This window comes from Paenibacillus terrigena DSM 21567 (genome assembly GCF_000374845.1).
GTDB lineage: Bacteria > Bacillota > Bacilli > Paenibacillales > Paenibacillaceae > Paenibacillus_K > Paenibacillus_K terrigena.
Genome location: NZ_KB895419.1, coordinates 90,142 through 104,135, shown reverse-complemented (window position 1 = coordinate 104,135; position 13,994 = coordinate 90,142). Strand labels below are relative to the sequence as shown.

At 46.3% G+C, this 13,994-nt stretch carries 13 protein-coding genes; 2 read left to right on the top strand and 11 right to left on the bottom strand.

Annotated features, from left to right (window positions below; translation table 11 throughout):
* Positions 1–2: 2 nt before the first annotated feature.
* From C558_RS0120590 to thrS, 9 genes are all read right to left on the bottom strand, one after another.
* Entirely contained in the window at positions 3–584 is a 582-nt protein-coding gene (locus C558_RS0120590; protein WP_018758189.1) for a hypothetical protein, read from the bottom strand.
* The gene (locus tag C558_RS0120585) at positions 581–1,399 is read right to left on the bottom strand and encodes a hypothetical protein (RefSeq protein ID WP_018758188.1); all 819 of its coding nucleotides are present in this window, start codon (positions 1,397–1,399) and stop codon (positions 581–583) included. Before C558_RS0120585 ends, C558_RS0120590 begins: the two co-directional genes overlap by 4 nt.
* A gap of 124 nt (positions 1,400–1,523) precedes the next feature.
* Complete coding sequence (locus C558_RS0120580) at positions 1,524–2,072, bottom strand: NUDIX hydrolase (RefSeq protein ID WP_018758187.1); 549 nt, start codon at positions 2,070–2,072, stop codon at positions 1,524–1,526.
* Between the two features lie 79 nt (positions 2,073–2,151).
* Positions 2,152–2,739, bottom strand: a complete 588-nt coding sequence (locus tag C558_RS0120575) for an HD domain-containing protein (RefSeq protein WP_018758186.1) — start codon at positions 2,737–2,739, stop codon at positions 2,152–2,154.
* A gap of 81 nt (positions 2,740–2,820) precedes the next feature.
* On the bottom strand, positions 2,821–4,833 hold the full coding sequence (locus C558_RS0120570; protein ID WP_018758185.1) for an endonuclease MutS2: 2,013 nt from the start codon (positions 4,831–4,833) through the stop codon (positions 2,821–2,823).
* A 395-nt stretch (positions 4,834–5,228) separates the two neighbouring features.
* On the bottom strand, positions 5,229–5,972 hold the full coding sequence (gene map, locus C558_RS0120565; protein ID WP_018758184.1) for a type I methionyl aminopeptidase: 744 nt from the start codon (positions 5,970–5,972) through the stop codon (positions 5,229–5,231).
* Positions 5,973–6,026: 54 nt separating this feature from the next.
* Positions 6,027–7,511, bottom strand: a complete 1,485-nt coding sequence (locus C558_RS0120560; protein WP_018758183.1) for an amidase family protein — start codon at positions 7,509–7,511, stop codon at positions 6,027–6,029.
* 177 nt (positions 7,512–7,688) lie between these two features.
* Positions 7,689–8,675 (bottom strand): inorganic phosphate transporter, encoded by a 987-nt coding sequence (locus C558_RS0120555; protein ID WP_018758182.1) that lies wholly within the window; start codon positions 8,673–8,675, stop codon positions 7,689–7,691.
* Positions 8,676–8,820: 145 nt separating this feature from the next.
* Positions 8,821–10,734 (bottom strand): threonine--tRNA ligase, encoded by a 1,914-nt coding sequence (gene thrS / locus C558_RS0120550; RefSeq protein ID WP_018758181.1) that lies wholly within the window; start codon positions 10,732–10,734, stop codon positions 8,821–8,823.
* Between the two features lie 140 nt (positions 10,735–10,874).
* On the opposite strand from thrS, the gene C558_RS35005 reads away from it, so the two are divergent.
* Positions 10,875–11,000 (top strand): hypothetical protein, encoded by a 126-nt coding sequence (locus C558_RS35005; protein WP_281167135.1) that lies wholly within the window; start codon positions 10,875–10,877, stop codon positions 10,998–11,000.
* 276 nt (positions 11,001–11,276) lie between these two features.
* Positions 11,277–11,372 (top strand): hypothetical protein, encoded by a 96-nt coding sequence (locus tag C558_RS0120540; RefSeq protein ID WP_018758179.1) that lies wholly within the window; start codon positions 11,277–11,279, stop codon positions 11,370–11,372.
* Positions 11,373–11,448: 76 nt separating this feature from the next.
* On the opposite strand, the gene C558_RS0120535 is transcribed toward C558_RS0120540, so the two are convergent.
* On the bottom strand, positions 11,449–12,690 hold the full coding sequence (locus tag C558_RS0120535) for an aminopeptidase (protein WP_018758178.1): 1,242 nt from the start codon (positions 12,688–12,690) through the stop codon (positions 11,449–11,451).
* 64 nt (positions 12,691–12,754) lie between these two features.
* Complete coding sequence (locus C558_RS0120530; RefSeq protein ID WP_018758177.1) at positions 12,755–13,969, bottom strand: GNAT family N-acetyltransferase; 1,215 nt, start codon at positions 13,967–13,969, stop codon at positions 12,755–12,757.
* Between the last annotated feature and the right edge of the window lie 25 nt (positions 13,970–13,994).

Below are 13,994 nucleotides of genomic sequence, written 5' to 3'. Positions count from 1 at the left end.
TCCTATACACGCAAGTCTATTTGCTTAATTTTTATCTGTGAGAACCGAAACGGTAGCCGAATAAACAGCACTTCCATGATCATTTGCAATACTCCGAAGATAAGTAGCAAGTTGATCCAGCTCTCTTCGACATTCAATAAGAACGGATAGAAGATAAGCTGTGCGATGGCCAAGCCCATATAAAGATTCCTTCGAGTTATAACTGTCATAAGTAAATCTGTTTGCCTTTCGGCTCTTGCGATTGCCGCGAACCCCTGACAGATCCAGAAGACAATTAGAACATGACATGCTAATAAAGCTTCTGAATAGATGTGCAGATAGAGCGGTAAGGAACCAAAATTCGAGAAAGTAACGCTAGATGCCATGAGAACATGCGGAAGCGTTACGAATATCATTCCAATCGCGACCCATTTCGCCTTAATAAATACGGTATGCAATGAACTTAGTTGAGAAAGGGCAGACGCGATCATGATATACCCTACGAAATCCGGCAATACGTCAAAATAAAATGCTCTAAAATCAATCAATTCAAAGACCAAACCCCAGCCTAACCGTCTATAAGCACGATAGATTTCTGGATTCAATCGAGCTCACCTCCGGTTCGAACCAAATGTTGTACCTGGGCATTGGTTAGACGTAAGTATTGGCTTATGGGCACACTTTCTATAACTACACGACCGTCTAGCGTTCGGAAATGAAGTTGAATCTTGGATTGGAATATTTCATAGGCAGCATGCTCAGCATCCTGGTTGGACCAATGGTATTGCAATGTTATTGCTTCGCCTTTTTCAATGTTCATCGGCAATTTCAATTCATTGACTGGTATATTGGCAAGTTGCAGATTCAACCAAGACTTCGATTGATCCTTAATACCAAAGTCGACTTTTTCTAGCTTTACCTTCTGCGTCGCACGCACCGTGTAACTACCTGACCCATCTGAAGATCCACTTGAAGCTATAAAATCAACAACATCTGCCTCTTTATCCTCCACAATCCGAATCTCGCCAATCGGTACCATAGCAGGCGGGCCCTCATTGTAGTACACGAACAGTTCGTTGATCGTCACCGGCAATTTCCCACGCAGCTCATCATCATTCCATTGCAAATCAGCAGCTGCCTTCATCATCATGTGATGCGTATATGTTTGATCTGGGTAGATTTGAAAACGGATCTGCGGGATATCTACGAATTGTATACCTGTAACTTTCTTGCCTTCATTCTTATTTTCGAGAAAGTTAATATAGATTGTTTTACCATGATTCATATTCACAATCATATGATATTTGAAAAATAGCGGCTCCTTCAAATGCAACTGTTGAAAATAAAGAATATTGAATATCCAGCTTCCCAAAATAAGAACAATAGTCAATCCACCGAGTGCCTTCCAATTTACCTTCAACCGCCTCCCCCTCTCAATATGATATTCTACCATTTTTTGGGGAATTGGTCAGCGAGGTATTTACGCATTCATCACAATTAGCCCTTCACGATGTGAAGGGCTGTCGTTTATGCCGACGATCTGATCATGCCATGGACAATTGCTTATGCGCATGCTGCTTAAGATACGCCTGCAACAGTGCACCATCATACTCCATTCGTGCGTCAATGACGTGGGACGTCATCTGTTTGAACTGCGACCCTTCATAAATACAATGATGATCATAGCATTTCGGGTCCTCTAATATCATAGGCAGGGTATGTGGAATGTTCGTCGCAATCCCATGATTCTCCGGATGAACGATCCAAGGAACGGTCTTCCAATCCAGTATACCTTCATCGGTTCGAATCGGCGTAGGATACTCGAAATCTACAGGTACTTCAGCCAAATAGATATACATCCCGCCATAATTCACCTCGTCGACGGTCCATGTAATCATGCCTTTAAACTGAAGATCTTCGATATCCATTCGGGTTTCTTCCTGAATCTCACGAATCATCGATTCTCGGATGGTCTCATGGGCTTCAAGTTTGCCGCCGATCCCATTCCAGCATCCCATCCAGCTGGATTTCTCGCGATTTAGTAAGAGAATCTCTTCCCCTCGCTTAATAAAACAAATATTATACTTTAACATTTTCATTCGCTCCTACACTACACGATCTAAGGCGATGGACAGACGATGTAATATTCGCTCTCTGTTCTATTTCGATCATTTATTCCGATAGAAACCCTTGCGCGATACTCTTATCGATAATCTCTTGCGCATACTTCCATAGCGACTCCGAGCCTTCTCTGATTTTGTGGCTGCGTTCCCGGACCTGTGTAATCTTAATTCCGTTCGCTGCCCATATACTCCCTTGATTCTTATAGTTGTGAATGAGCGGCTGCAAGCGATCGAGCGCCATGGCGAACTTCGCCTCAGCGCTCTTCCCGTCTTCGAATTCCTGCCATAATGCCATATACTCTTGCTTCTGATCTGCAGGCAGTAGGCCAAATATTCGCTCAGCCGCTTGATATTCACGCTCATATTTGTCCGCATGACCGGATACATCATAAGCATACGTATCTCCCGCGTCAATCTCGACAATATCATGAATCAAGACCATTCGTATGACCTTACTGACATCTAAGTTCGGTTCATTCGCATGCTCACAGAGATTCATCGCCATCATCGCCAGATGCCAAGAATGCTCCGCGTCGTTTTCATTCCGATCCGTGTAGATCAATTTGGTTCTTCGAATAATATTTTTCAACTTATCCAGTTCAATGATGAATTCCATCTGTTGATATAATCGTTCCATTATCTCCAGCCAACTCCTTCCGCTGCTCAATATCCCAATTATATCGGCAAAACGATGGATTGGAAACCTGTTCTACCGCACTTACTCGTCAGAGGACATCTCAATCGTTAATCCTTCCACATGCTTGCGATTCATGAGCTTACGCTTCTTACGATTTGCTTTCGAATCGAGCACGATGCTCAGGTCGTAGTCTTCGCCATAGAGATCTTTGGCTTCAATAAAGAGCTCGACCCGTTTCTTGTTGATCTTCAGCTTCTGCTTCTGAATCATAACACCGATAACCCCTCTCGCGTCCTCGATCTCATAGATCACGCCGGTTCGGTCGAGGTAGGGTATCCGAACGCGGTCACCGAGCTGCAACGGCCTTGGCTTGCTTGGACGTTCTTCCGTCTCCGCATGCAGGGCATTGACTTCGTTTGATTGTGGTTCACGAACAAACGCACGTTCTTCCCCTCGATCTACCGAAGCTTTCTCCAGCTGTTTCTGCTGCTGACTCGGCATATTCGGGATCACACGATCATCAACGGACTTGAACGCTTCGAATGTCTGATCGCGCGGCAATTCCGCCTTCACACCTTGCGAGGTGATTTCCTGTGAGCGTGTGATAATCTCCTCAGGGAGTCCTAGCTTCTTCGCGATCAGGAACGCATAGCTCTGTCCTGCCTCCCCGATAATAAGCCGATATGCAGGTTGCAACGTCTCTGGATCAAACGCCATTCTTGCATTCTCAAACCCGGGAGTAAACGAAGCGAAATTCTTAATCTCGGTAAAATGTGTCGTCGCCACGACCGTCGAACCTCGGCGGTGAAGCTCTTCAAGAATCGCGATCGATAATCCAACCCCTTCGCCCGGATCTGTTCCTGATGCCATCTCATCGATGAGAATCAGCGTTCCACGGCTTGCTACTTGAAGAATATCAATAACATGACGAATATGTGCTGAAAATGTGCTGAGGGCATGCTCTATACTCTGTCCATCACCAATGTCGACCATCACTTGATCGAAGACCGAGAACACGCTCTCTTCCGCTGCGGGAACTAATAAGCCTGATTGAACCATCAAGGTAAGAAGTCCAACGGTCTTCAGTGCAAGCGTCTTCCCGCCCGTGTTCGGGCCCGTTATGATAAGGGATTTGTAATAACGTCCTATCGCGAAATGAAGCGGCACCATATTCCGAAGCAAGGGATGTCTAGCTTCAATCACATCCATCATACCTTCATCATTCAATCGTATATTTTTGCCGTTCATGGTCATGGCATATTTCGCTTTCGCGAACACGAAATCATAGATCCCTACCGTATCGACATTCACTTGAATCTCATAGGTGTATTGCTCGACGAATGCCGTCAAGTCGCTTAATACTTTCGCTTCGATCCGCGCTTCCTCCGCTCGGTAGCTCGCAAGCTCATGCTGGATTTGTGCAATATCCGCAGGCTCAATGAAGACTGTCTGACCGCTAGCTGATTCATCTAAGACGGTTCCCTTGATTTGTTTGCGATGTTCTCTGCGGATGGGAAGCACATAACGATCATTACGCATGCTTATTATCCTCTCTTGCAAAATCGAACTGTGCTTGTTCATCAGTGCATCAAGCCGACTCTTCAAGCGCTCTTCAATCACCGCGATCCGCTTGCGTACTTTCGCAAGATCCTTACTCGCGAAATCCGTGACCCGACCATTTCGAATGCAGCGTTCAATTTCAGTTTTGAGCGTCGAGAGTTCATACATCGATGCGGCATAGGCGCTAATATGCGGTGCGATCATGGCCTTCGTTCCCATATACTTAATGAGCTGTGCGCAGCTGTGCAGAAAGGTATGGATGTGCGAGAAGTCTTGCTCTGTGAAGACGTAGCCCGTATCCATCAGATCCAGGATATGCTCGAAGCCCTCGAGCGAAGGGATCGGTACGCTCCCACCGTTCTGAAGTATCACCTTGGCCTCAGCTGTCTCATCCAGCTTCTGACGAATCATCTTGAACTGCGTCATCGGCTCCATCGCCTCAATATGACGTCTTCCTAGATAAGAAGCGGCATGGTGTGCTAATAATTCTTTCACTTTCCCGTATTCCAGTCGTTGCAGATTTGCTTGATCCATCTTCTAATTTCCTCCTTTGAATAAAAAAAGGCAGAGAATGACCGTCGTCATTCTCTGCCTTGAATTTTGATATCCTATCTACATATCCGCCGTAAAAAAACCACAAAAAAATCCGCGCTGAAAACAGCACGGATTTAGGCTTCATGAATGATAGGTATACACCTAGGGCATTGTATGATATCCGCTGTTCTTAACTAATTCCGAGGTCCTTCGCTCTGCGTCACAAAATAAACATTGTCTATATCAAAATTTCGACAACGTTCACTCGCGCGTACGAATCCTCTCTATGGAATTTGATTAGTTAAGAACGACCACCAACATCAAAGTCTCTCCCTTAAGTGCAGAATAGTGTCATTATAGCGAAGTTCAAGATGAATATCAAGCAGCTCGCAAATCTATAATTTCGTTAAGATTTCTGGACCGTGTTCCGTAATCGCAACGGTATGTTCATATTGTACACAGATCGAGCCATCCATTGTTCGAGCGGTCCAACCATCCGCATCGATAAAGGCGCGCCAATCTCCAAGTGTGAACATCGGTTCAATGGCAAGAACTAGCCCCTTTTTCAAGAGTGCCCCAGTGCCTCGACGACCATGGTGCGGTACAGCCGGCTCTTCCCAGAGATCTTGACCAATGCCATGACCCGTAAATTCTCTAACATTCCCGTACTTGTGCTGATCGGCAAAGGACTGTATCGCATGCCCAATATCACCAACTCGCTTCCCAATCACCGCCTGCTCGATGCCGAGCATCAAGCCAGTATGACAATCCTTCATCAGCTTCGTAATTTTATCGGATACTTGCCCTACGGCATACGTCCAACCCGAATCCCCATGAAACCCTTTGTAGAATGCGCCGAGGTCGATCGTAATGACATCTCCATCTTGCAAGGGCTCATCATCCGGAAACCCATGACAGATGACATCATTTCTTGCTGCGCATATGGAGGCTGTAAAGCCGTGATGTCCCTTAAAACTTGGCAGTGCGCCTCTTTTACGAATATGATTCTCCACCATCTGATCCAACTCTTGTGTTGTAACGCCTGGTTTAATCTTCTCCGCGAGAAATGCATGACATTCGGCAACAATTCGTCCCGCTTCACGCATAATCTCTAATTCTTGCTCCGACTTCGTGATCATTGTTCAACACCTTTCAGAGGGAATATTGAGATGAAAATGATGCCTTGATGCCAGTTAAAGAGCATCTAACTGAGGTGGAACACGATGCAGTGTTGCTTGCTCGTAACCATAAGCAATCTTGAGCAGCGTCGGCTCACTGTATGCCGTTCCTATAAATGTAATTCCTTGCGGTCCATTCGTATTATAACCACCCTCCGCCGTTATTCCGTCAATCGCATAGCCGCCAGGTACGGTTATAACAGGATATCCTACCTTTGCCGCAAGATCGACTCCATCCTCAAAGGCTATCAGAATTAGGGCATCCAGTTGATGTTCCTTCAGTACGCGATCGATCCCTTGGTCAGCTGCCATCTCCTTGTTGAGTGCAAGACTCTCCCAATATTCAGGCTCAGACAAATCCCCAACCGTCTCCTCAGCCCATATCAGCACATCCTGGCCATACTTTAATGCAATTTCTGCATGGGCATCATTGTAATGAATCACATCTTGCAGGGAACGGACGGGTACGGAATCATCTAATCGCGCCAAATAATCATTTAGGCCTTTCTTGAACTCATATCTCATAATATTAGGACCCCATGCCGTATGTTCACACGGGATATCGACGGGATCAATTATCGTAGCACCTTTACGCTTAAGGACTTCGATCGCCGCTTCGAAGATATCTAGCCGATCAGGGTCTAGAGCCCGAATATAACATCTTGGCACACCTATTCGCGCATGCTGAAGGTAATCTGCATCTAGGAATTGCGTATAATCGGAATGTGCATGTTCTTTACTCGAAGCCGTTGCAGGATCTCTCAAATCTACCCCAGTCATCGCACTCAATAAAATCGCTGTATCCCGAACGGTTCTTGTCATAGGACCCGCTGAATCCTGGGAATACGCAATCGGGATAATTCCTGTTCTGCTCACAAGTCCAATCGTTGGTTTGATACCAACGATGCTATTCTGGCTCGCAGGACAGATGATCGAACCCGACGTCTCAGTACCAATCGCCGCTGCGGCCAGATTGGCCGCGATCGATGCACCCGATCCGGCGCTAGATCCGCCCACGAAGACTTCACCGGGTCCATAAGGATTCGATACGAGACCTCCTCTGGAGCTATATCCTGACCACATTGTGCTCGACATGAAATTCGCCCACTCAGTCATATTCGCTTTCCCGAGCAGAATCGCCCCTGCTGCTCTGAGCTTAGCTGCTACGAATGAATCCTCTGCAGCATACGAATCTGCAAGTGCGATCGAACCAGCACTCGTATGCATGTTATCATGGGTGTCGATATTATCTTTTAACAGGATGGGAATCCCGTGTAAGGGCCCCCTGCTGCCATGAAGCTGACGTTCTTCATCCAATGCCTCTGCAATGGCCAGTGCATCTGGATTTACTTCCAGAATGGAATTCAATTTCTCGTCATACTTATCGATTCGATCCAGATAGAACTTTACAAGCTCCACAGCACGGAGTTTCCCTGATTCCATTGCCGCCTGCATTCGTTCAATATCTGCTTCGATTAACCAATCCAAATTTGTGGTCATACATTGACCCCCCTTTTCTATTCCTCGCTACGTTTTCATAGAACACCCCTATATTACCATTATGTGGAATTATATGTATAGACGAGGCTCAAACTTGAATGAAGCACAAATAAAACCCATCCATCTATCCATCAACCATGGATATCTGAAATGGGTTTATCCGCATCTGAACGACCCTTAGAATAACACCTTCACAATAATACCCGCTAGAACTGCCGTTATCGGGATCGTTATAATCCAAGTCATGGCAATTCGTCCCGCGAGCGACCATTTCACCGATGAGAATCGCTTGGCGGACCCCACCCCCAGAATGGATGAAGTAATGACATGGGTAGTACTCACGGGCAAGTGCAGTAACGTACTGGTTAGAATCACGCTTGCTGCCGAAATATCTGCTGCGAACCCATTGATTGGTTCAATTCGGAAGATTTTCGTCCCCATCGTCTTAATAATCTTCCATCCGCCAACGGATGAACCCAGTGCCATAGAAGTTGCGGCTGTAATCTTAACCCAGAGCGGAACATCTAACGTATCTTGAACCCCTCCGGCTACAAGCGCAAAGGTAATAATCCCCATGGCCTTCTGTGCATCATTGGTTCCATGCGCGAAAGATTGCATCGCTGCCGTGAAAATCTGCGTAATCCGGAATCCGCGATTCACGGCATGCGGGCTTCGGCTCGCGAAAATCCATTTTAACAACGTCATGACGACATAACCAATGGCAAAACCGATAATCGGTGATAGGATAAGCCCTTTGACAATGCCGATAAATCCGCTCCAATTCACATGATCGGAACCTGCTCCCATGAACACAGCACCAGCCAAGGAACCAATGAGCGCATGCGATGAGGATGATGGAATGCCGAACCACCAAGTTACTAAATTCCAGGTGATCGCCGCGATTAACGTCGCTATCACAATCTGAACGCCGTTATCGAGCGTTGCAGGGTCCGCCACACTGCCGCCAATCGTCTTCGCGACACCCGAGAACATGAGTGCCCCGATGAAGTTCATGACAGCAGCGAGCAGAATGGCAGCTCTGGGTGTTAATGCTCTTGTCGAGATCGATGTAGCAATCGCATTCGCCGTATCATGGAACCCATTAATAAAATCAAAAGCAACGGCAAGAATGATAACAATACCTAATATCCATAAACTATCCATGTTGTTTTCCTCCAATGATGAAACCGATCCAATGAATCCCAGTTTGTGTTAATTTTGCTCGAATCGGACTTGAATATACACGCCAAAAAGATCGCCTCACCGCAAACCAATAAATGTAAGGTTTGTGATAAAGCGATCCTATGACCTACCGCCGTGCTCGAATCTCTTCCTGCAGCTTGATGATCATCTCATCGATTTGCTTATCACCCAAGTCTCCTTCATCTCTTTTCCGAACGGATAAGGAATTCGCAACCCTTTCTTGAGCGCCAAGGATGAACATATACGGCGTTTTCTCCAGCTGGGCCTCACGAATCTTATACCCGAGCTTCTCATCCCGACTATCAACTTCAACGCGAATCTGTGCGGCTTCCAGCGCTTCCTTCACCTGCATGGCGTAATCCGTCTCATTCGCTGAGACAGGCAGCAGCTTCACCTGCACGGGTGCCAACCATAACGGGAAGGCTCCGGCGAAATGTTCCGTAATAATGCCGATAAATCGATCAATCGAGCCATATGCTGCTCGGTGAATGACTACCGGACGATGTTTCTGATTATCTTCACCAATGTACGAAAGGTCGAATTTATCAGGCATCTGGAAGTCCAGTTGGATCGTTCCGCATTGCCAGCTGCGCTTCAGCGCATCAAGAATATGGAAGTCAATCTTCGGACCATAGAACGCACCATCACCCTCGTTGATCCGATATTCGATGCCTCGATCATCTAATACACGTTGGAGCGACTTCTCTGCGATGTCCCATAGTTCTTCCGAACCCATCGAATCCTCTGGTCGAGTAGATAACTCGATCTTATAAGAGAACCCGAATACTTGATAGATGAGATCGATCAACGAGATGATCCGACCGATTTCTTCCTCAATCTGATCAGGGCGTACGAACATATGCGCATCATCTTGACAGAAGGAGCGTACCCGCATCATCCCATTTAATGCACCAGAGAACTCGTGCCGATGCACTTGACCAAATTCTGAAATCCGAAGCGGTAGATCACGATAAGAACGCAACTTGTTCTTGAACACGAGCATATGCCCTGGACAATTCATCGGCTTAAGCGCATATTTCGTCGCATCGACCTCTGTAAAATACATGTTCTCTTGATAATGATCCCAGTGCCCAGACTGCTCCCATAGACGTTGATTCATCATAAGCGGGGTGCGCACCTCTTGATATCCACGCGGTACCTGAAGCTCGCGAGCAAAGTGTTCCAGTTCGTTGCGGATTGTCATTCCCTTCGGTAGATAGAACGGCATGCCGGGCGCCTCTTCGGAGAACATGAATAATTCAAGTTCTTTTCCTAATTTGCGATGATCCCGCTTCTTCGCTTCCTCCAGCATATGCAAATGCTCATCAAGATCCGCTTTCTTTGGAAATGCCGTTCCATAGATCCGCTGCAGCATTTTATTGTTCGAATCACCACGCCAGTACGCACCCGCGACGTGCATCAGCTTAAATGCCTTAATTCGCCCAGTCGATGGCAAGTGCGGTCCCCGGCAGAGATCTGAGAACTCCCCTTGATCATAGATGGATATGACAGCATCCGCTGGTAGTCCTGCAATGAGTTCTAGCTTCAGTGGCTCATGCAGCGCTTCGTACATTCGAACGGCTTCTTCACGCTGCACCTCGCGTCTGACAATCGGAAGATTCTCTTGCACGATTTTACCCATTTCCTTCTCAATGGCCTCTAGATCACGCGTTGACAGTGGGTGTTCGATATCAATATCATAATAGAATCCATCTTCTACGACAGGTCCGATCCCGAGTTGTACGGCATCTTGGCCGAATATCCGTTTGATCGCCTGAGCCATCACATGAGCTGTACTATGCCGATAAATGTCAAGCCCTGCCTTACTATCCAGTGTAACAATTTCAAGACGGCAATCTTCCACTAGCGAATGACTCAGATCATAGGGATTCCCATGGATTAACCCAGCAATCGCCTGCTTCTTAAGGCCTTGGCTTATGGATTCCGCCACTTGCGCAATGGTCGTGCCTTGTGCATACCTCCTTACTGTTTCATCTGGCAAAGTTACTTGAATTTCCATGTGAATTCCTCCATTTCTTCGTTATCGCAATCTATCATTGAACGCAAAAAAACGCATCTCTCCCGGCAAGGGACGAGTGCGTTCAGCTCGTGGTTCCACCCTAATTCAATCCCCTTCCAGCCATACTAGACTCTTGGTCCATGGTGGCAGAAGGAAAATCCTTATTGGTATCCATTATCGTGGATAAGCCGGTGACGCTTACCGCCGCAATCGACATCATGCAGGTTCAACGTCACAGCTACAAAGGGGTAATCTACAATCGTTAGCTGAGGAAGCTCACACCACACACTTCCCTCTCTGACAGCCCGTATTGAAGATCATGTCTTTGATCATCGCCGAAATATTAACTTGGATTAATCATACCTAACATCATAAGCAAAAGTCAATAACTTGTTATATGAAAGTATTATTCACACGATGATCCGTATCCACTCATCTTATGCGTTAACCCTATATATGTGCGGTAATTTGCCCAATCATTCCTTGTCCTTTTATCATACAATACCATGTAGTACAAAGTCTTCTTGGAGAGGGGGAGGAACATGGGAGAAATAGGTGGATTTGGCTTGTTTACTAGCACTGGAACAATCCTCGTATTGTTCATTCTGCTCGTAATCGTTACCCGCGCGTTCATATAAGAATGTCTGGATAGCCCTCTTCACGCAAGAAGACCATGCGCAGCCGAATGAGGCTCTCATGGTCTTCTTGTCATGTTTATGCTGTTGCGATCACCCAGTTGCCTTGCCGGAATAGAGGTTCCATGGTCCCATCTGCAAGTTCGCCATCGATATCGAGTGATGTGGATCCGATCATGAAGTCAACATGTGTCATACTCATATTCGCACCGCGTGCTTCGAGTTCTTCTTTGGACAATTGTGTCCCTTCCTGAACATTAAATGGATATGCACTGCCAATGGCCAAGTGACATGATGCATTCTCATCAAGGCCTGTATCGTAGAAAACGCGATTCAAGTTTGAAATTGGCGAGTCCTGTGGAACAAGCGCGACTTCTCCCAAGTATTTAGCACCTTCATCGCTCTCAATCAATTCTTTCAAAGATTCATAGCCGACTTTGGCTGTATAATCAACCACTTGACCATCTTTGAAGGTTAATGTAAATCCGTCAATAAGTCCTCCGTTATAATTGAGTGGCATCGTGCTGGATACATAGCCGTTCGTACCTGATCTGTGCGGCATCGAGAATACTTCTTCCGTCGGCATATTCGCGACAAAATAGACACCATCCTGATTCCATCCACCACCTCCAACCCATACATGATCTTGTACGAGCTCTACCGTTAAATCCGTCCCCGGACCTTTGTAATGGAGTTTCTTATAACGTTTCTCGTTCAATAACCCCGACAAATTCTGAAGGGATTGAATATGATTCTGCCAGGAAGCAACGGGATCATCGTGATCAATCCGATTGATCTTGAAGAGTATATCCCATAACGCCTGCACACGATCTGATTCCGGAAGATCAGCGAACACTTTGTCTGCCCATGCCTGCGTTGGAACATTGGCCAGGCACCAGCTTATTTTGTTCGTACGAATATAGCTACGGAATTTCTGTCTTGCGACCGACGCTGCCTTGGCAGCCGTTGAGATTTTACCGGAATCGATCCCATTCAGCAGGTCAGGATCATCTGCCAACAAGCTAAGCAGCGCACCACCTGATTCACATAACTGCTCCATCGTCGATGCAGTCCAGTGTGGGTAGTATGTAAACGAATCGTCTGGCGCAGACTCGAACCGAATTCTAGATATCGTCTCATCGACCCAAACGACCTGTACGAACTTCGCCCCAGCCTCATAAGCTTTACGGACGACAATGCGTGTAAATTCAGGGGTCTCAAGAGGAGATTCTAAGTACAACACTTGACCTGGTTGTAAGTTTACACCGACTTTAATCAGTAGGTCTGCGTATTTGTATAATTGCTGCTCAAATCGATCCAATGGTACCTTCCCCCTCAACATCATTCTCATCACGCATTATATCAATGCATTAAGAATTCTGTCATTAAAAATAATCAGCGAACCAAGGCTGCGCATCGGGGATAATCTGTTCCAATTGGTCAATCCATTGAAGTGACGCATGAATTCTGTCGATACTATGAAGATACGCGGGGCTCCGATAACTGAACATCATCGTTGTGAACGTCTGAATATCCATCTCCACATCTGCATTGCGATTCTCCTCCTGTTGAATTGAAATTACTCGCCCCGCCTCAATACGTACGAAGAAGGTTCCTTGATTCCAATCTGCCATCGGATCTTGTATCCTTAGGACAAGCTCACATTGAGCCGTTTGATGAAATGCGTACTTCATAAGGAATTGTTCAACGTCCACGATTCGTGCCATATAATTCGGGCTGATCCGCTGCTCGATTTCTCCATCATGAAAGTAAAAAGCAAGCTGCTCATTGGTGTAGATTGTGCCTTTCACATGATAAACCATGGAAAAATGCGCATGGATGAAATTCCATAATCCTTGATGCGCCTCGTTGTCAAGATAGACCATCTCTCGTACATGGAACATTTCTTCTTCCACTTTGTAACAGAGGTATCCCGAGGGCAGCTTGTCCTCGTTATAATAAATCGCGAGCGATAGTTCATGTCGTTCCCAACGGAAGCGTTCATCCCAAGTGAGATGCCCGCGGATCATCGCGGCATGGGTTCGTGCGGAGAATAGCTCATAGATGCGCTCTTTGTCAGGATGATCCCAATCCACTCGTGCTGTTCGTCCTGGAACGTCAAATAACTTCGGAAGCTGCGTGTCTCGTATTTTATATTTGATGCGATCGGAAATAATCTCCCACCCTTGCTTCCGGTAGAACGGAATAGAGTAAGGATAGAGATAGGAGACGCACTGTCCCATCTCCTTCATCCGACGCAGCGCTTCTCTCATCAACGTATGGATTAATCCGTGACCTGCATATTCTGGATACGTCCCTACCCCAGTAATACCTCCCATCGCGTAGATCACCCCGTGTATATTCACGTGGAATGGATAGATCATTAATTGGGAGACCAGCTTATCTTGATCGAACCATCCGATGACCTCGCATAAGCTTAACAACGGTCGTTTCTGTTCCTTCAAGAACTCGCTTCCGATTTCTTGGATATCATGATTCGTGATCTGAAATACATAATTTAGCAAGTCATAGAATTGCTCCATCTCTGATACATCCACTTGACGCATCACCAATTGATCTTGTAAGTCGGATTTCTTCATGGCTAGCCCCTTTAACCATAGCATG